Annotated in this window: 15 protein-coding genes; 7 read left to right on the forward strand and 8 right to left on the reverse strand. The window is 71.8% G+C overall.

Annotation, left to right across the window (positions count from 1 at the left end; all coding sequences use genetic code 11):
• Window positions 1–598 precede the first annotated feature (598 nt).
• Complete coding sequence (locus tag AOM46_RS09880) at window positions 599–1,237, forward strand: maleylpyruvate isomerase N-terminal domain-containing protein (RefSeq protein WP_062208266.1); 639 nt, start codon at window positions 599–601, stop codon at window positions 1,235–1,237.
• 14 nt (window positions 1,238–1,251) lie between these two features.
• On the opposite strand, the gene AOM46_RS09885 is transcribed toward AOM46_RS09880, so the two are convergent.
• The gene (locus AOM46_RS09885) at window positions 1,252–2,295 is read right to left on the reverse strand and encodes an NADP-dependent oxidoreductase (protein ID WP_062208269.1); all 1,044 of its coding nucleotides are present in this window, start codon (window positions 2,293–2,295) and stop codon (window positions 1,252–1,254) included.
• A gap of 117 nt (window positions 2,296–2,412) precedes the next feature.
• Between AOM46_RS09885 and AOM46_RS09890 the strand changes: the two genes are divergently transcribed.
• Window positions 2,413–3,327 (forward strand): LysR family transcriptional regulator, encoded by a 915-nt coding sequence (locus AOM46_RS09890; protein ID WP_062208272.1) that lies wholly within the window; start codon window positions 2,413–2,415, stop codon window positions 3,325–3,327.
• A gap of 38 nt (window positions 3,328–3,365) precedes the next feature.
• Here AOM46_RS09890 and AOM46_RS09895 read toward each other — a convergent pair whose 3' ends face one another.
• The 5 genes from AOM46_RS09895 to AOM46_RS09915 all read right to left on the reverse strand — a co-directional run bounded on the left by AOM46_RS09895 (window position 3,366) and on the right by AOM46_RS09915 (window position 9,367).
• Complete coding sequence (locus tag AOM46_RS09895; protein WP_062208273.1) at window positions 3,366–3,593, reverse strand: hypothetical protein; 228 nt, start codon at window positions 3,591–3,593, stop codon at window positions 3,366–3,368.
• Between the two features lie 175 nt (window positions 3,594–3,768).
• Window positions 3,769–4,281: a DUF6232 family protein gene (locus tag AOM46_RS09900; RefSeq protein ID WP_158920349.1), complete on the reverse strand. Its 513-nt coding sequence runs from the start codon at window positions 4,279–4,281 to the stop codon at window positions 3,769–3,771.
• A 96-nt stretch (window positions 4,282–4,377) separates the two neighbouring features.
• Window positions 4,378–6,936, reverse strand: a complete 2,559-nt coding sequence (locus AOM46_RS09905) for a lanthionine synthetase LanC family protein (protein ID WP_062208279.1) — start codon at window positions 6,934–6,936, stop codon at window positions 4,378–4,380.
• Window positions 6,937–7,601: 665 nt separating this feature from the next.
• On the reverse strand, window positions 7,602–8,450 hold the full coding sequence (locus tag AOM46_RS09910; RefSeq protein ID WP_062208282.1) for an ABC transporter permease: 849 nt from the start codon (window positions 8,448–8,450) through the stop codon (window positions 7,602–7,604).
• Window positions 8,447–9,367 (reverse strand): ABC transporter ATP-binding protein, encoded by a 921-nt coding sequence (locus AOM46_RS09915; protein WP_062208285.1) that lies wholly within the window; start codon window positions 9,365–9,367, stop codon window positions 8,447–8,449. The genes AOM46_RS09910 and AOM46_RS09915 overlap by 4 nt, the downstream gene beginning before the upstream one ends.
• A 132-nt stretch (window positions 9,368–9,499) precedes the next feature.
• Here AOM46_RS09915 and AOM46_RS09920 point away from each other — a divergent pair, with 132 nt between their 5' ends.
• The 4 genes from AOM46_RS09920 (at window position 9,500) to AOM46_RS09935 (ending at window position 14,962) form a co-directional block, all read left to right on the forward strand.
• Window positions 9,500–10,687: a sensor histidine kinase gene (locus AOM46_RS09920; RefSeq protein WP_067226020.1), complete on the forward strand. Its 1,188-nt coding sequence runs from the start codon at window positions 9,500–9,502 to the stop codon at window positions 10,685–10,687.
• On the forward strand, window positions 10,684–11,355 hold the full coding sequence (locus tag AOM46_RS09925) for a response regulator transcription factor (protein WP_062208290.1): 672 nt from the start codon (window positions 10,684–10,686) through the stop codon (window positions 11,353–11,355). The genes AOM46_RS09920 and AOM46_RS09925 overlap by 4 nt, the downstream gene beginning before the upstream one ends.
• 664 nt (window positions 11,356–12,019) lie before the next feature.
• On the forward strand, window positions 12,020–12,604 hold the full coding sequence (locus AOM46_RS09930; RefSeq protein WP_062208785.1) for a TetR/AcrR family transcriptional regulator: 585 nt from the start codon (window positions 12,020–12,022) through the stop codon (window positions 12,602–12,604).
• A gap of 87 nt (window positions 12,605–12,691) precedes the next feature.
• Window positions 12,692–14,962, forward strand: a complete 2,271-nt coding sequence (locus AOM46_RS09935) for an efflux RND transporter permease subunit (RefSeq protein ID WP_062208294.1) — start codon at window positions 12,692–12,694, stop codon at window positions 14,960–14,962.
• Between the two features lie 95 nt (window positions 14,963–15,057).
• Here AOM46_RS09935 and AOM46_RS09940 read toward each other — a convergent pair whose 3' ends face one another.
• Complete coding sequence (locus AOM46_RS09940; RefSeq protein ID WP_078856644.1) at window positions 15,058–15,792, reverse strand: pyridoxal 5'-phosphate synthase; 735 nt, start codon at window positions 15,790–15,792, stop codon at window positions 15,058–15,060.
• A 144-nt stretch (window positions 15,793–15,936) separates the two neighbouring features.
• On the opposite strand from AOM46_RS09940, the gene AOM46_RS09945 reads away from it, so the two are divergent.
• Entirely contained in the window at window positions 15,937–17,232 is a 1,296-nt protein-coding gene (locus AOM46_RS09945; protein ID WP_158920351.1) for a PQQ-binding-like beta-propeller repeat protein, read from the forward strand.
• Between the two features lie 31 nt (window positions 17,233–17,263).
• Here AOM46_RS09945 and AOM46_RS09950 read toward each other — a convergent pair whose 3' ends face one another.
• Window positions 17,264–17,749: a hypothetical protein gene (locus tag AOM46_RS09950; protein ID WP_062208299.1), complete on the reverse strand. Its 486-nt coding sequence runs from the start codon at window positions 17,747–17,749 to the stop codon at window positions 17,264–17,266.
• Between the last annotated feature and the right edge of the window lie 88 nt (window positions 17,750–17,837).

Genomic DNA, 17,837 nt, shown 5'->3' on the forward strand with positions numbered 1-17,837 from the left:
AAGCAGGCGTGCGAGGAGCATGGGCTGTCAACTGTCCGCTGGAGATGAGCTGTTGGGCACGAACACAACCCCTCCCGCCGGAGCCCGGTGACGCCGGCGAATGTGGCGATGATGTGCGGATGACGCGGTCCTCGTGAGACCCCAGCGACCATACCGACGCCACCCCCTCCCCCGCAGCCTTTCCCCACCCACCCGCCCCGGGCCCGGTCGGCCCGGGGTGGGTGGGTGGGTGAGCCGGCGGGAGGCTTGGTGGGGTGGGGGCCTCCCGCCGGGTTGGGCTTACGCTGGTGGTGGGCTAGCAGGAGACGGTGAGTTGGCGGCGTTTGGAGACGTAGTGGTCGTCGCCGGCGACCGCCGGCAGCCGGGGGGTGCTGACGCGCCGGTCGGTCAGGGGATGGGCCGGACGTATCCGGAGGGTCGCGCGGAGTCGTGCTCGTGCCGAACTGATCCCTGAACAAGAACAAGCTGCCAAGGCGAAGGCTCCTTTCTGCCTGCCCTCATTGGTACTACGTGGCACTGACAATCCAGCCGGACGGAAGTGAGAGGCGGCGTCGCGCACTTGAGGCGCATACTTGGGCGAATCGATCTTGGAGGGGCGATGAGTCTGAGCAACGCGTATCTGGACGCCGCCGAGGTGGCGGCCGAACTGCTGGCGGCGCCCGAGGTGGCCGCCGGCTGGGCGGCGCCCAGCGCGCTGCCGGAGATGACCGTCCAGGCCCTGGCCGGGCATCTGGCCCACCAGGTGTTCAGCGTGGCCCGCGTCATGGGGACGACGGCACCGGCCGGAAGCCGACCGGTCCCCGTGCTGGAGCACTACGCCCGCGCCGCCTGGATCGACGCGCCCGTCGACAGCGAGGTGAACGTCGGCATCAGGGACAACGGCGCGAACGTCGCCGCCGAAGGACCGGCCGAGCTGGTCGCGCGGCTGCGCGCGGCGCTCGACGAGCAGCGCGCGGCGCTCCCCTCGCTGGACGGCGAGGCGCCCGTCGAGCTGCCCTGGACGGGCTGGGCGCTGCGGCTCGACGACTTCCTGCTGACCCGGATGATGGAACTGGCCGTGCACGGCGACGATTTGGCGGTCAGCGTGGACGTCCCGACGCCGAACCTGCCGCCCGCCGCGTTCGATCCGGTGGCCGCCCTGCTGGCCGGCCTGGCCGCCCGCCGGCACGGCCAACCCGCGCTGCTGCGCGCCCTCACCCGCGCGGAACGGGCGCCGTCGGCGATCAACGCGTTCTGACGAGCGGCGCTACGTTACCGGGCCTGATCGGCCTGATCGGTGGCGGCGACGATCATCTTGCCGACGTTCTCGCCGCGCAGCATGCCGAGGAAGGCGTTGACGATCTGGTCGAAGCCGGTGACCACGGTGGCGTCCAGGCCCAGCCGGCCCGACTGGATATGGGGCACGGCGAAGTCGTACAGCTCCTGCTGGACATGCTGGTAGTCGCGGACCAGGAAGCCCTCCAACCGGATCGACCTGCCGACCAGGTCGAAGAGGTTGCGCGGCGCGGGCGGCGGCTCGGGCGAGTTGTACTGGCCGATCGCGCCGACCCAGGCGATCCGGGCGTGGTCGCGGGACACGTCGATGGCCGCCTCCAGATGCTCACCGCCGACATTGTCCACGGTGCGGTCGACGCCGTCCGGCGCGGCGGCGCGCAGCGCGTCGACGATCGGGCCTTCGTGGTAGTCGAACGCGATGTCATAGCCGACGTGTTCGGTGAGATGGGCGACCTTGGCCGCCGAGCCGGCGCTGCCGATCAGCCGCCCCGCGCCCAGCAGCCGGCCGAGCCTGGCGGTCGCCGTGCCGACGCCGCCGGCCGCAGCCGTGACGAACACGTCCTGGCCGTGCTGGAGTTGGGCGATCCTGGTCAGGGCGACATAGGCGGACAGGCCGGTGCCGCCGAGGATGCCGAGATGGGCGGAGAGCGGCACCCCGGCATAGCTCGGCAGCAGCCGCACCTCGTCCGGGCGCACCACGGCATGGGTGCGCCAGCCGTGCCGGTGCAGCAGCAGGGCGCCTTCGGGCAGCTCGGGGGCGCGCGATTCGATCACGCGCCCGATGGTGCGCCCCTCCAGGGGCGCGTTGAGCGCGAAGGCGCCGTCCATCATCTCCCGGTGGTACGGGTCGACGGACCAGTACACGTTCTCCACCAGCGCCGTTCCCTGCTCCGGCGTGGGCAGCCGGCCCTCGACAAAGCGGAAGTGGTCGGCGGTGGGGAACCCGTCGGGGCGCGCCACCTGGTGGACGGCGACGGCAGTGGTGGGCGTGGCGGGCGTGGTGCTGGGGGGCTGGTTCATGGTCGGGACGGTAGGCGGGGAACAGGTCGGGTCATCAGACCGTTGGGCTCATGGAACGGCGCGCGGCCATGAATCGCGCTCATAGCACGAGGTGAGAGGGCGAGGAGGGGCGCGGCCATGGCGTTGACGACCGAGCGGGATCTGAGCCCGGGCGAGCTGCGGGTGCTGGTCGCCGTGGAGCGGGAACGCGGATTCTCCGCCGCCGCCCGGGAGTTGGGCCTCACCCAGTCCGCCGTCTCGCATGCGATGCGCGGTATCGAACGAAAGCTCGGCGTGGTGCTCTTCGAGCGCGGGCGCGCGGGCGCACGCCCCACCCCGGCCGGGGAGCGCGCGGTGGGCCACGCGCGCCGGGTGCTGCAACTGCTCGATGTGCTGGCGCGGGAGGCGCGCGAGGCCGAGACGGGCGTCGTCGCCGGCCCGCTGCGGATCGCCGCGTTCCGCAGCGCCGCGCTGCATCTGCTGCCGCCCGCGCTGCGGCTGCTCACCACCCGGCACGACGGGATCCAGCCACGGGTGCGGGTGGTGCGCGATCTCGGTGCCGGCACCCCGGGGGAGGTCGCGGCCGGCCGCGCCGACCTCGCCATCGCCACCATCGGGGACCGTTCCCCCGTTCCCGACGGCATGGTCGGCGGCACCCTGTTGCGGGAGCCCTATGCGATGGTCTCCCCCGCCGGCCATCCCGCCCCGCGAGCATTGCCGCTGGTGGACTGGGCGGAGAACTGCTCCTCGTACACCAGGGAATGGTGGGACGCCCAGGACTGGCTCCCCGCCCCGACCGTCGAAACCGAGGACGAGGGCGGGGTGTTGACCCTGGTCGGAAACGGCGACGGGATGGCCATCATGCCGGTGTTCTCGCTGCGCGAGCTGGGCGAACCGGGCGGGCGGGCGGCCAACATCGAGGTCACCGACCTCGGCCCGAACCGCCCCAGCCGGGCCATCGGCTATGTGACGACCCCCGAACTCGCCGCGTCCCAGGCCGTCCGCGCCCTGATCCGCGCGCTGCGCGACACGGCGGGGCGCCTTGTCGAGTGATGGGCCCCTCCTGCCCGAGGGCGGGCAAGGAGGGAGCCCTATCGGGTGATGGCGTCGCAGAAGAAGGTGCGGTTGGAGATGCAGGTCGAGCCGCATCTGTCGGCGGCATGCCGGACATCGTCCACGGCGAACACGACCCCCGTCGCGGCGGCCCGGCCGGCGGCGGGACCGGCGTCGCGCGGCGCGAACCCGTTGAACACGTTGAACCCGTTGAACGGGCTGGTGTGCGGGGGCGTGGGCACGGTGGTGAACTGCGGGACTGGCATGGGGACTTCCTCCCAGTGGGCTGGTCGACGGCTGCTTCGACGCTGATCGACCGGAAGTAGACCATGTGGCGCGCCGGCGCGGGCGCGCCTCCCCGGCCCATCCACCCGTAGGAGGGACGCTGCGCTCGTGGAAGCGAACGGCAAGCCCACCGCGCGCCCGCGGCTGACCCCCGTCTCAGCTGGCGGGACCGGCGGGCTTCCCGTTCCCCGGCGGCCCGTCGCCCGCCGGCGGCCCCTCGTTCCCGCCGTTGCCGCCGTTGTAGATGACGTTGCCCTGGACGTAGTTCTCGACCTGGTACACCGGGCCGGGGCCGGGGAGTTGGGCGGTGGCGGCGGCGATCTCCTGTACCAGCCAGTCGATGTAGTTGGGGTCCGGACTCCACACGAAGTATCTGCGGTTGGTCCAGGTGATCAACTGCAGGGAGAACATGTCGGGTTGGGGGCGCGCCTCGCTGAACCGCCACCAGCCGAACAGGACCAGCGGCACTCCGATCAGCAGCCCCGCCGGGCCCACTGCGCTCGCCCCCATCATGCCGGTCATGACGGCGGCCAGCAGATAGACGGCCAGCTCCACCGGCCCCTTGTTGCGCTGTCCGGGCGTCCAGCGCTTGGCCACCGATGCGATGGTGTGCACCGGGAACATCTCGTTGCCGATCCAGAACATCCCGTTCGCGATGCGGACTTCCATCTGTACCGGTGTCGGATACCGTGCCACAGCTACCCCCCGTGTGTCGGCGAACGCGCTACGTCCATCCTAGAAGCGGTTTCTGGTCTGGCACCTCTGTCATTCGGCCGGGGGATGGAGGCGGTGCAGGAAGGTGAGGAGACCGGCGTCGCCCTGGGCCCAACTGGCGTCCCTGGCAGGGGGTTTGCGGAGTAGGAGCAGGGTGGCGACGCGGCGGGCGCGGGCCTGCCAGGGGGTGGGGTCGTCGGCGGCCTCGGCGAGATCGAGAAGGAACTCGCCCAGTCCGGCCAGTCCGCAGCACTGGCCGACGGCGGCCATCCGGGGCGCCAGCCCGAACGCGGCCTCGCCGGCCGCCAGGGCAAGCTCGGTGGACTCGGGCCGGTCCAACGCACGGCCGGCGTGCAGCAGCGCGCGGCCCATCCCGGCAAGGCCCTGGCACCAGGAGCCGGCCAGTGGACGGACCAGCGGGCCGCGCGTATCGGCGATCGACTGCCCTGTCGCGGCGGCGAGTTGATCCCACCAGGCGTCGAGCGTCCGGTCCAGTCGGGGATCGGCGCCGAGGATGGCGCGGGCGGCGAGCGCGAAGTCGACCAGGCCGGCGGTGCCATGGGCGAAGCCATGCGCGACGCCGGCGCCGGTGCCGGGCGCGGCGTCGGGCGGCTCGGCGTGGCCATGGTCGCCGGCGAGCAGCCGGCGGAGGCAGACGTCCGCCACGTCCAGATGGCGCCGGTCGCCGGTGAGGGCGGCGAGCCGCAGATGGCCGACACCGATGCCGGCGAGGCCATGGGTGTGGTCGGCGACCACCTCGGCGCCGGACGGCAACGCGGCCGGGTCCGGGGACGCCAACCGCCTTACGGCGTCCGTGAGTTCGTCCCCCACTTCGATGGTCGTGGCGAGGGCGACGGCGATGCCGGTGCCGCCGGCCGCCAGGCCGGGCGGGGGCTGCCCGGCGGGCCCGGGGCGGGCGGCGCGGCGGGCCAGGCACAGGGCTCTTCGACGGTCGACCGGGTCCCGTTGCCGGCTCAGCGCCAGCGCCACACCGGCCGTTCCCCGATAGACGCCGGGTACCTCGGGCTCCCCATCGGGGTCGGCGGGACGGTCCGCGAAACGGCGGAGGCCGTCGCGGAGTTGGGCGGCGAACACGTCAAGGTTCGGTTCCGGCACGGTCGTTGTCGGTGGTCGGCTGATGCGCTCGGTGCGCAACTCCGTTGCGGCGGCCGCCCGTTCGTCCGGGCGGTCCGACAGCAGCCGGGGCAGCAGCGCCAGGGCGCCCGTCGCCGAGCCGTCCGTCAACGCCGGGTGAACGGTGGCCAGGCAGGCCAACGTCGCCTCCGTGTCCGGGCGTTGGCCGTCGGCCATGACCGATGGTTGGAGGCCGGTCGTGGCATGGAAGAGGGTCGCGCCCAGGGCGTGGTAGTCGTCCTCCACCCGGGCCGGCGGGTTCCGCCACTGGTCCCCCGGCGCGTACCCCGGCGTGTGGCCGGCGCACTGCACGCCGGCGTGCGCCGCGATATCGAAGTCGATCAGCCGCAGCCGCCCGTCCGTCCCGACCAGCACGTTCTTCGGCGCCAGATCGCGGACGACCACGCCCGCCGCATGCACCTGGTCGAGCAGGGCGAGCAGCGCGCGGGCAAGCCAGATGAGCGTCCGCCCGTCGGCGCGCGCCACCAGCGGCGCCCGCAGATCGGCCGGATCGACGAACAGGCCCTCGTCTGCCACCACTTCGCCGAGGGTCCGGCCGCCAAGGTCCCCGATGACCAGGAACTCGTCCTCTCCGTGCCGAAAGTGGTCGATGACGCTGGGCACATCCGTTGATCCGTCCAGGAGTTGGAGCACCCGGCGCTCGTTCCGTAGCCGGCCGCGCACGTCATACCCCTCGGGCCGCTCACCGACCCAGGCGAACGCCTCCTTGACGACGACGAGTTGGCCGGTCGCCGTGTCGACGGCGCGGTAGACGTCGCCTCGGGCGGCGCGTCGGATGCCGGACGTCGGACGGTAACGGCCGCCGAGCAACGGCTCGTTGACGGGCGTGGCCGTCGGTTGGGCGAACGGGTCGTTCGCCCAGGGCGGCGGGTCGAACTCCGGCCCTGCGATGCCCCGGTGCCGCTGGCCGTCGGGCCCGACCATGACCAACTCGGGCTGCCCGTCGGCGTCGAACAGGTAGCGGGCGCGGAACGGGCCATAGCGGTAGTGCAGCGGGGCGTCGCCGCGCACCCGCCGATCGCTGCGGATCGTCGGCCCGGTCAGGCCGGTCAACGCGTCGGCGAGGGCGTCGGCGAGCGCGCGGAGGGCGGCCGGCTCCTGCGGCGGGTAGACGGTCAGCGCCTTGCCGACGGCGCCGGGGTTGTTGTTCGCGGTGGAGTTCAACTCGGCCAGACTCCCCTCGTCCGGCACGGACTTGAAGTCGCAGTCAGTGCGGAGCAGGGTCGGCAGGGCGCGTTCCAGCGTCGCGCGGAGGGTGCTGGGGCGGGCGGCGATATGCAGCTTCCAGCCGTGCTCGGGGGCGGGGTCGGCCGCCGTTGCCGGTGGTGGTGGGGTGGGGCGGGTGACATAGAGCCAGCGGCTGAGCCGCACCCGACGCCCAGCCGCCCGCGCGGACCGGCGCACCAGCTCCGCGACGGAACCCGGGGGTGCGGAGGGCGGGGCGGTGGAAGACATCGAGGGTCACTTCCTGAACGCTGGCCGGTGGGACGTTTCCCTGGCAGTAGACCCGAGAGCACACCGAACGGCGCCCGTCCGCATGGGAGTTCACCCGCACCGGTAGCGGCACGGCTGAACGGGCGCCGCGTTCCCGGAATATCTGATAAGCGCGGGTGCATGGAGGATCTGGCACAACTGAGCCACGGTGACAGCGACGACGCGGCCATACTGGTGCGACGAGTCCTGGCGGAGGTCGGCGCGTCCTACCGGGTGCTGGGCGAGGCCGCCTTGACCGACGCGCTGGTGCGGCGGATGCCCGGCCTGGCGCCTGTGCACGGCTTCCTGTGGATGGAGACCACGTCCCGTCGCGGCGCCGCGACCGAGGGTGTGCGGTGGCTGGACGCGAGCGAGGAGAAGGCGGCGACATCGCTGTTCGACCGGTTCTTCCCCGACTCCTATGCGCAGCCGGGACGCGCGGGCGTGCGCCGCTGGGCCGGCGTCGTCGACGAGACGGAACCGCTGGCCGTCGCGGCGACGCCTGGTCGGCGGCCGGGTGCGGGTTCATGGACGGAGTCACCACCCACCCCTCGGCACGCGGCCGGGGCCTCGCCCACGCCGTGTCCGGCTTCGGGCGCCTTGCCCCTCTGTCTCCGGGGCGCGATATGCGGGTCTTGGAGACACGTTCACACGTCGCGGCGTCGTACGAGGACCACCGCGAGGACGACCGCGAGCAGCGGCCAGAGGACGTACACGGCCCAGGAGCCGGGGACGGTGGCGTCGTAGCCGAGCGAGTGAGGATCCGGTTCCCAGGTCTGCACCAGGCGCCGCCATGCCGAGGCCGGCATCGCGTGGTTCACGGCGGCGGACCAGCGCGTGCTCTGCGAGAAGATCGGCGGCAGCATCACCAGGACGAAGGCCGTGGTGACCATGGTGGCGGCGCTGTGCCTGATCAGGACTCCGAAGCCGAGGCCGACCAGGGCACAGACCGGGGCCAGGAGGGCCGACGCGATCAGCGCGCGAAGCACTCCGGGATGGCTGAGCGGGACCCCGGCCCGCTCTTCGCTCAGGATGGCTTGGGACACCAGGAAGGAACCGGCGGAGACGACCGTGCCGAGCGCGGTCCAGAGCGCTGCGGTGACGACCGCCTTGGCCGCCGTCACCGCCCCGCGGCCGGGGACGGCCACGGTGGTGGTGGCGATCAGGCCGCTGCTGTACTCGCTCACGACGGTGAGGGCGCCGATGCTCCCCGCGACAAGCATCAGCGTCATGTAGCCGGCAGGGGGGAACGCGGCGAACACGTGGAATCCCTCATGGGCCCGCGCGGCCGCGCTCATCCGGCGCAGGTCGTCGTTCTCCGCCAGGGCCGAGACCGCGGCGGATCCGATGACGAAGAGTGTGGTGAGTGCGAGGGTCCACGGGGTGGAGCGCAGGGACCGCATCTTGATCCACTCGGAGGCGAGCAGCTCGCGGAACCGGGCCGGCGGCTCGGCGGGGGACGCGACCGAGGCGGAGGCGGATGTGAGTGAGGTCATCGGGGCTGTCCTGCCTGGTATTCGACGCTGCCGGCGGTGAGTTCCATGAATGCCTCCTCCAGCGAGGCGGTTCGGGTGGTCAGCTCGGTCAGCAGGATCCGGTGCTCGAACGCGAGCGCCGCGATCCGCTCGGCGGGCAGCCCGGTCACGGCGAGCTTCTCGGCGCCCCGCGATCTCTCCGGGTCGACCGACGCGCCCGCGGCGGTCAGTACGGCGGCCAGCTCGGCGGCCTGCCGCGTGCCCACCACGACGCCGAGACCGGCGCCGCGGGCCGCGAAGTCCCGTATCGACTCGTCGGCGATGAGCCGGCCCCGGCCGATGACGACGAGCCGGTCGGCGGTGTTCTCCATCTCCGACATGAGGTGGCTGGAGAGGAAGACCGTGCGGCCCTCGGCCGCGAGGCGCCGGAAGAGGCGGCGCATCCAGAGCACCCCTTCCGGGTCCATCCCGTTGACGGGCTCGTCGAACATCAGCACGGGCGGGTCGCCGAGCAGGGCGGTGGCGATCCCGAGCCGCTGCTTCATGCCGAGCGAGAACCCTCCGATGCGGCGGTTCGCCGCCTCGGCCAGTCCCACTTCGGACAGCACCTCGTCCACGCGGCGCAGGGAGATCCCGTTGCTGCGGGCCAGGGCAGACAGGTGGGCCGCAGCGGTGCGTCCGCCGTGGACCCGGCCGGCGTCGAGGAGCGCGCCGACGTGCCGCAGTCCGCGGGCGTGGCTGCGGAAGGCGACCCCGCTGACGGTGGCGGAGCCGCCGGTGGGCGCGTCGAGCCCGAGGACCAGCCGCAGCGTGGTGGTCTTGCCGGCTCCGTTGGGGCCGAGGAATCCGGTGACATGGCCCGGCCGCACGGTGAAGGAGAGGTGGTCGACGGCGGTCTTGGCGCCGTAGCGCTTGGTGAGTTCGTTGACTTCGATCACAGGAGCAACGCTCCCGGGAGGACCCCCGTCGGGTCATGGGGCCGTGGGCGACCATCGCCGGGCCGGGTTCGCCCGGGGGCGTAAGCCCACGGGACGATGCCGCGAGGGGTGGCGGCTGGATAGCCTCCCGGGATGAGCGACGTACCGAGCGCCCCGCCGCCCTCGCACCTCGTGGCCTGGGCGGGGGGCGTCTTGTACTTCCTCGCGGTGGGTCTGCTCATCGGAGGTGCGCCGCAGGCTTCGGGCACGGTCCACGGCCTCGGGGCGATGCTCGCCGCGACCCTGCTCGTCGGCGTCCTGCGCCGCGCGCCGCTCCTGGCCCTGGTCCTGGCGCTGCTCGGATCCTCCGTCGTTCTGGCGGGCGCCCCCGCGGACCTCTCGGACGCGTACCGGGGCCTGTTCCTGGCGTATCTGTCGGCGAACCTCTTCTTGGGGTTCGTCGTCACCACGCTCGCCCGGCGGACTTCGGTCCTCGCCGCGTCCGGATCGTTCTTCGTCCAGTTCCTGATGATCGGCGGGTTCACGCACGGGAACGACATGATCGGCAACGTGTTGATCACCGTCCTGGCGATGGCCGCGGCCTGCACCGCCGGCCAGCTGATCCGCGAACGCCGCCAGCACACAGTGGCGTTGCGCACGCAGGAGGTGTCCGAGACCGTCGTCGCCGAACGGCTGCGGATCGCCCGGGAGCTGCACGACATGGTCGCTCACAGCATCGGCATCATCGCGATCCAGGCGGGTGCGGGGAGCCGGGTGATCCGGACCCATCCCGAGGAGGCCCGCGAGGCGCTGTGCGCCATCGAAGTGACCAGCAGGGAGGCCCTGTCGGGCCTTCGGCGCACAGTGGCGGCGCTCCGTCAGGCCGATCCGGACACGGGGGCCTCGGGGCGGGCCGCGCTCGCGCCATCACCCGGCCTTGAGGACCTCGAACGGCTGGCGGCGGCCACGGCCGACGCCGGCGTCCGGGTCGAGGTGCGCCGCAGCGGACAACAGCGCCCGCTTCCGGCCGACATCGACCTGTCGGCCTACCGTATCGTCCAGGAGGCGCTGACCAATGTGGTCCGCCACGCGGGCACCGGGGGGTGCCGGGTGACCGTCGACTACGGGGACGAGGAACTGTCGGTGGAGATCGTCGACAACGGGCACGGCGGCGGCGCCGGGGACGACGCGGCCCACGGCTTCGGCATCGTGGGCATGCGCGAGCGGGTCGCCCTGCTCCACGGCCGCTTCAGTGCCGGGCCGCGTCCCGAGGGTGGTTTCCGGGTGGCGGCGCGACTCCCGCTGCCGCAGCCCGTCGCAGTTGCGGTGGAGGCCCGATGAGCGGGGGTCCCGTACGCGTCCTCCTCGCCGACGATCAGCCGCTGGTGCGGTCCGGGCTGCGCATGCTCATGGCCCACGACCCCGACCTGGAGGTCGTCGGCGAGGCCGCCACCGGCGCGGAAGCGGTCCGGCTGGCCGGGGAGATCGACCCCGACGTCGTGGTGATGGACATCCGCATGCCGGTCATGGACGGAATCGAGGCAACGCGCCTGATCACCGCCGGACCTGCGGCCGCCCGTGTCCTCGTCCTGACCACCTTCGACGAGGACGACCACGTCTACGGCGCGCTGCGGGCCGGAGCGAGCGGCTTCGTGGTCAAGGACATGGCGCTCGACGAGATCCTCGCCGCGGTCCGCGTGGTCGCCTCCGGCGACGCGCTGATCGCGCCTGGCGTCACGCGCCGCCTGATCGCCGAGTTCGCCGGTCGCCCCGCGAGCGCGCCGGCGCGCTCCCCACGGCCGGTCGAGGGCATCACCGAGCGGGAACGAGAGGTCCTGACCCTGGTCGGGCGCGGCCGGTCGAACACCGAGATCGCAGAGGACCTGTTCATCACGGTGGCCACCGCCAAATCGCACGTGTCCCGCCTGCTCACCAAACTGGACGCCCGGGACCGGGTTCAGCTCGTGATCACCGCCTATGAGATGGGGCTCGTCACACTGCCCGGCTGAGGGCGTATGAAAGCGACACCGGTTCTCCGGTCCGCTCCTCGCACAGCCCTGCCGCCGCGGGCATCCCCCCTGGCGGACTCCGGGAACCGGGCCTCCACCTCGAAGAACTTGAGCAACAGCGCGAAGCCCGACCGGGGTCGCCCCGGACTTGTTCCGCACCTTCTTCATGTCGTCTTCTTCATGTCGTCTTCGAGCAGCGTCCAGACCTCGATCAGGTCTTCCGGCTCCCGGTCCTGCCGCACCCGTGCTCCCTCGCCCGACCAGATGGATCACCACAGCGTGGCGAGGCAGATCCGGAGCGAAAGACCAGAAGACCACAGCCGTTGCCGGATGGTTACTCAGCGCTGCACGCCACCTGGCGGTAGCCATACGGGAACAGGGCCGAACCAGCCCTCCGGCAACCGGACTGCCCGAGGTGCCTGGCCGTAACAGCCGGGGCCGGTAACGGCCGGCCGATGGCCGTCCGCCCGGCGGGGCGAGGTACCGGCCGGTGACCGGGCCCTGCCCGGGCCCGGGCCCCGCCCCGGGGTGGCTGGACTCAGCGCGAGTGCGCGCACCGTGAGGGAGGACACATCGAAACGGTTTCGTTTCGTTAAGCGGGTGGCCTACCTTCGAAGGAGGCGTACGAAACGGTTTCGTACACTTAAGGGAGGTGGCCCAACTCATGACCGTCGAGGGCACGCGGCGGCGGATCACGCCCGAGCGTGAGGCTCAGCTGTACGAGGCGGTGCTCGATCTGCTGCGGGAGGTCGGCTATGACGCGTTGACCATGGACGCCGTCGCCACCCGGACCCACGCCAGCAAGGCCACGCTCTACCGACAGTGGGGCAGCAAACCCGAGTTGGTCGTCAAGGCGCTGAACGCCCAACGCCGCGTCCGTCCCGCCGAGATCAACACCGGAACCCTGCGTGGCGACCTTCGCGCCCTGGTGATGGTCGGCGACGACCAGGCCATGGCCGAGCACTCGGCCCTGATGCGCAGCCTGTTCACCGCCACCCACAACAACCCCGACCTGATGACCGCGTTCAGGGAACTGGTGATCGGTCCGACCACCGCCGAGTTCGACGCGCTGCTGGAGCGCGCGGTGGCCAGGGGCGAGGTGCCGGCGGACCGGCCGGCGCTGCGTTATATCCCGCATATGGCGATCGGCGCGTTGGCCATGGAGGAACTGGTCACGGGCGAACTGCCCACCCGGGAGTTCCTGCTCGGCTATATCGACGCCGTGATCCTCCCGGCCGTCGGCCTCTGAACCACCGGCCGCCACCCCCCGCGCGTCCACACCCCACCCTCACCCCCCAGCCCCCGCCCTCCGATCTTGATCGGGAGTTCTTCGACCGTGTCCATATTCCTCAGCAAACTGGGCCGATTCGCCTTTCGGCAACGACACATAGTCACCCTTCTCTGGCTGGCCCTGCTCGCCCTCGCCGGCGTCGGCGCGGCGACCGCGCCCGCCCCGACGAACAGTTCCTTCTCCATCCCGGGCACCGAGGCGCAGGAGGCCTTTGACCTGCTGGAGGAGCGGGTGCCGGAGGCCAACGCGGACGGTGCCAGCGCCCGGGTGGTCTTCGAGGCACCGGCCGACAGCGACGTCACCGCGCCCGAGACCCGGGCCGAGATCGAGCGGACGCTGGCCGCCCTGGGCGACAGTTCCCCCGAAGTGGCCGCGGTGACCGACCCGTTCGCCACCGGCACGGTCAGCGAGGACGGCCGGGTGGCCTTCACCTCGGTGACCTACCAGGTGCCGTCGATGGAGATGGAGGACTCCAGCCGCGACGCCCTTGAGTCGGTCATCGACGACGCGCGGGAGCGCGGCCTGACCGTGGAGGTCGGCGGCGACGCGCTGCAGACCGTGCCGGAGGTCGCGGCCACGGAGATCATCGGGGTGGCGGTCGCCGCCGTGGTGCTGGTGATCACCTTTGGTTCGCTGATCGCCGCCGGGCTGCCGCTGCTGACCGCGCTGATCGGCGTGGGCGCCGGCGTCGGCGGCATCACCGCCCTGGCCAGCACGCTCGACCTGGGCACCAACACCACGACCCTGGCCATGATGATCGGCCTCGCGGTCGGCATCGACTACGCGCTGTTCATCGTCTCCCGCTACCGGGGCGAGCTGCGCGACGGTCGCGAGAAGGAGGACGCGGCCGGGCGCGCGGTCGGCACCGCCGGCTCCGCCGTGGTCTTCGCCGGGTTGACGGTGGTGATCGCCCTGGTGGGCCTGTCCGTTGTGAATATTCCGCTGCTGACCGAGATGGGTCTGGCCGCGGCCGCCACCGTGCTGATCGCGGTGCTGATCGCGCTCACCCTGATCCCGGCCCTGCTCGGCTATGTCGGCGACCGGGTGCACCCCCGCAAGTCCCGCAAGGCGCACAACTCCCAGGAGAGCGAGCACGCGGACGCCAAGCCCGCGATGGGCGTGCGGTGGGCGAACTTCGTGCTGCGCCGGCCGGTGGCGGTGCTGTTGACGGCGGTGGTCGGTCTGGGCGCGATGGCGCTGCCGGTGACCCAGATGGAGATGGGCCTGCCCGACGACGGGACCCAGCCGACCAGCACCACCCAGCGCAAGGCATATGACACGCTGGCCGACGGTTTCGGCGTGGGATTCAACGGTCCGCTGCTGACCGTGGTGGACACCGAGGACGCCGCCGACCCGCAGGGCGCGGCGGACCGGGTGGCCGACGAGGTCGGGCAGTTGCCGGGCGTGGCGATGGTCACGCCGGCCGTGTTGAACGAGGCCGGTGACGCGGCGACGATCACCGTGATCCCGGCCTCCAAGCCGAGTTCGACCGAGACCGAGGATCTGGTGCACAGCATCAGGGAGGCCGGCGACGGCATCGCCGCCGACACCGGCGCCGAGGTGCTGGTGACCGGTTCCACGGCGATGAACATCGACGTCTCGGAGAAGTTGAACAACGCGCTGGTGCCGTATCTGGTGCTGGTGGTCGGGCTGGCGTTTCTGCTGCTGACGGTCGTGTTCCGGTCGTTGCTGGTGCCGTTGAAGGCCGCGCTCGGCTTCCTGTTGTCGGTGCTGGCGGCGCTCGGCGCCGTGGTGGCCGTCTTCCAGTGGGGTTGGCTCGGCGGACTGTTCGGAGTTGAGCAGACCAGCCCGATCATGAGCATGATGCCGCTGTTGATGGTCGGTGTGGTGTTCGGCCTGGCCATGGACTACGAGGTGTTCCTGGTGACCCGGATGCGGGAGGCCCGGTTGCACGGGGAGTCCGCGGGCCAGGCCGTGGTGACCGGCTTCCGGGACGGCGCCCGGGTGGTCACGGCGGCCGCCGTGATCATGATCGCGGTCTTCGCCGGGTTTATCGGCACCTCCGACCAGATGATCAAGATGATCGGCTTCGGCCTCGCGGTCGCCGTCCTCTTCGACGCCTTTGTGGTGCGGATGGCCATCGTGCCGGCGGTGCTGGCGCTGTTGGGCAACTCGGCCTGGTATCTGCCGCGTTGGCTGGACCGGATCCTGCCCAATGTCGACGTCGAGGGCTCGGCCGTGGCCCAGCTGCCGACCGCCGCCGAGGCCCCGGACGATAAGACCCCGGCCGACAAGGCGGACGAGGCCCCGGCCGACGAGGAACGCGAACGGGACACCGTCACGTCCCGTTCCTGAACCACACCACCGCACCACGCAACACATGACGGGGGCGCCGTCCTCGCCCGGCCCGGGCGGGGGCGGCGCCCCCGTTCCTGGGGAGCGGCCCGCTCTCAGGGCCAGAGCAGCGTCCGTTGCCAGGAGCCGTCGCCCGACTGCCGGTAGCCCAGCCGCACATGGCGCCGCGCCGAGTCACCCTGCCAGAACTCGACCCGGTGCGCGCGGAGCGTGAAGACGGTGTGGCCCGGCGGATGCGCGTCCGGGTTGTTGTCCAACTGCCGTCTGGCGCCCTCGGCGGCGGTGTCCCACGCGGTCAGCGACTCCATCGGGGTGCTCTGCCGGCCGATCAGCCCGGCCACCTGCGAAGCGGGCGAACGGGTCCGGAAATCGGCGACGGAGACCTCGGCCGTGGCCTGGGTGACGTCCCCCCTGATCCGGATCTGCCGGCCCTGCGCCGGCCAGTAGAAGGTGAGCGCCGCGGCCGGCCGCTGGGTCAGCTGCACCCCCTTGGGGCTGGCCGTGTCGGCGGCGAACACCCAACCCTCGTCGGCCAGTTCGACATCCCGCAGCGCCACAACCCGGGCGTCCGGGCGGCCGTCCGCGCCGGCCGTGGAGAGCAGCGCGGCGCCCGGGTCCAGCACGCCGGCGTCGATCGCCTCGTCGAGCCAGTCCACGAAGAGCCGGCCGGGGGACGCGGGCGCGGGGCCGGGGTCGAACGGCGGCAGTGGGCGTGCCATCAGCGGCGCCCGCGCCAACAGCTCCCTGGGCGTCGGCCGGTCCTGCTCGCGCGGGTCGCGTTCACGGGTGTCGCGTTCACGGGTGTCGCGCTCGTTCTCGTCGCTGCTCATCACCGGGCGAACGTAGCCCGCGCGCGGCGGTCACCGCACGTACCCGGGCCGGGAAGCCCGCGCGTCGGACGTCCCGTCAGGGAACCGTCGGCCGTTCCCGCCGCGTGTCCGCGGGTGTACGGGTGCAACGGGGGTGTGGGCAGGATGGAATCGACGAGACAGCGACGACGGCGGCGCCTCATGGTGGTCGGCGCGCTGCTGGCCACCGTGTCGGCGACCGCGACGGTGCTGGTGCGCCACGGCGGGAACGACGAGGGGCAGGAGGCGGCGGCGTCCGAGGTGACCCCGTGGGAGCGGTCCTGGCGGGCGAACGAGGGGTTCACCATCCAGAGCGGCCAACTCACCACACTCTGGGCCGAGTCGGGGCTTGTGGCCCTGGTCGGCGAGGACACGGTGCAGGCATTGGACCCGGCGACGGGCGAGCCGTCCTGGACGCTCGAAACGCCGGCCGAGGTCGGCGGCATCTGCGCCGCGAGCGCCACCGTCAACGCGGCCGGGCTGGCCGCCGTCGCCTATCGGGACGCCGAACACAACGGCGTCTGCGTCGAGTTGGCGATAGTCGACACGGCGGACGGTCAACTGGTGTGGCGGCAGCGGCTGGTGGACACCTCCGATATCGAACCGGCCGACGAAAGCGCCAACTTGGCCAACTCCTGGATGGATATCACCCTCGCCGACGACTGGGTCGGCGTCCGGGTGTCCCCTGAGTACACCACCCCGGTGCCCTACGCCTACCACCGTCTCGACCTCGCATCGGGCGCCCAACTCCCCACGCCCTGGCCGCCCGACGACTGCCGGGGCCACTCCTGGGCGATCTCGGTCGAACGCTCCGCCATCTCCTACAACTGCGGGGAGACCGACGACGAACAGCGCAACGAGAACAATGTGCTGACCGTCTTCGACAGCGCGACGGGCGAGGAGCTGTGGACGCGCCCCGTGCGGGAGTTGGGCGGCGTGACGGAGGAAGTACTCGCCGACGAGCCGCTGACGCTGCTGATCGGCGGCGAGGCGACCACGTTCGACTCGTCCGGCGAGGTGCGGCAACGGGTTTCGGTCCAGGGGCACTTCATCCATCCGAGACTGGTCGGCGACACGGCGCTGGAGTCGGCGTTCGGCGAGGACGGCCGCTCGGGCTTCGCCGGCCACGATCTGGAGACCGGTGAACTCCGCTGGCGCCACGACTACGCCGGCGCGCCGGACGCGGCGCTCGACCTGGGCGACGGCCGGCTGCTCGTCCTCCAGCAGCGCGGGGAGCTGACCGTGCTCGACCTGACCGAAGGCACCGAGACGTCCGTCGGTCAACTCCCGTCGGACTATGACCATATGGTGGGGTATGCGCTGACCGACACCACGCTCTATCTGGCGGTGAAGGTGCAGGCGCTGGAATCGACGGTGGCGATCGACGCCTACCCGCTTCCGTCCGCCGTGGCCCCCGACTGAGCGCCGGTGATTCGAGGGCGGGGGCGGGTGCTCACTTGACCACCTCGACCCGGCCCACACAACTCAGGCCCTGGCCCGCGTGCTTGTTGCGGGTCACATAGGTGAATCCCTGCCGGGAGGTGTTGCTCTCGTAGAACATCGGCTCGGGCACCTCGACGCCGATCTTCCCGGTGGGAGCGATCAGCAGCGCGAGGCCGAACGGGCCGAAGATCAGGCCGGCCGGAATCGTCAACACCTGGAAGAGGATGTCGCCGCCGCCGAATCCGATGATCGCAAAGGACACCGGGAGCGCCAGAAACACCAGGGCGAGGAGCACGGAACGGATGATCGGAACGCGTCGGAGCTGGTTGGTCGTGTCCAGATCCTGAACGACGAAGACCCCTTCCCGACCGCAGTGTCCGCATGCGAGGGCGAACCGCGCCTCGCCGCGCGCGGGACGGGCGACCACCACACTCGTCTGCCGCAGCTGGGTGCGTATCGTGCTGGGCCCCTGGCGACTGTTCAGTTGGTGGCTCATCAACAGCTTCAGTTGCTTCGGCGCGCTCCACAACACGGTGTCCCCCTTGTCCCCGGAATGATCTCTCCGCTCCCCTACCCCGAGATGC

This window comes from Streptomyces sp. NBRC 109706, from assembly GCF_000974485.1.
Taxonomy (GTDB): Bacteria; Actinomycetota; Actinomycetes; order Streptomycetales; family Streptomycetaceae; genus Streptomyces.

Bases quoted from the DNA above. Each gene is read 5' to 3' on its own strand.
- AOM46_RS09880 (WP_062208266.1), top strand. From the start codon at position 599: ATGAGTCTGAGCAACGCGTATCTGGACGCCGCCGAGGTGGCGGCCGAA.
- AOM46_RS09885 (WP_062208269.1), bottom strand. From the start codon at position 2,295: ATGAACCAGCCCCCCAGCACCACGCCCGCCACGCCCACCACTGCCGTC.
- AOM46_RS09890 (WP_062208272.1), top strand. From the start codon at position 2,413: ATGGCGTTGACGACCGAGCGGGATCTGAGCCCGGGCGAGCTGCGGGTG.
- AOM46_RS09895 (WP_062208273.1), bottom strand. From the start codon at position 3,593: ATGCCAGTCCCGCAGTTCACCACCGTGCCCACGCCCCCGCACACCAGC.
- AOM46_RS09900 (WP_158920349.1), bottom strand. From the start codon at position 4,281: ATGGAAGTCCGCATCGCGAACGGGATGTTCTGGATCGGCAACGAGATG.
- AOM46_RS09905 (WP_062208279.1), bottom strand. From the start codon at position 6,936: ATGTCTTCCACCGCCCCGCCCTCCGCACCCCCGGGTTCCGTCGCGGAG.
- AOM46_RS09910 (WP_062208282.1), bottom strand. From the start codon at position 8,450: ATGACCTCACTCACATCCGCCTCCGCCTCGGTCGCGTCCCCCGCCGAG.
- AOM46_RS09920 (WP_067226020.1), top strand. From the start codon at position 9,500: ATGAGCGACGTACCGAGCGCCCCGCCGCCCTCGCACCTCGTGGCCTGG.
- AOM46_RS09925 (WP_062208290.1), top strand. From the start codon at position 10,684: ATGAGCGGGGGTCCCGTACGCGTCCTCCTCGCCGACGATCAGCCGCTG.
- AOM46_RS09930 (WP_062208785.1), top strand. From the start codon at position 12,020: ATGACCGTCGAGGGCACGCGGCGGCGGATCACGCCCGAGCGTGAGGCT.
- AOM46_RS09940 (WP_078856644.1), bottom strand. From the start codon at position 15,792: ATGAGCAGCGACGAGAACGAGCGCGACACCCGTGAACGCGACACCCGT.
- AOM46_RS09945 (WP_158920351.1), top strand. From the start codon at position 15,937: ATGGAATCGACGAGACAGCGACGACGGCGGCGCCTCATGGTGGTCGGC.
- AOM46_RS09950 (WP_062208299.1), bottom strand. From the start codon at position 17,749: ATGAGCCACCAACTGAACAGTCGCCAGGGGCCCAGCACGATACGCACC.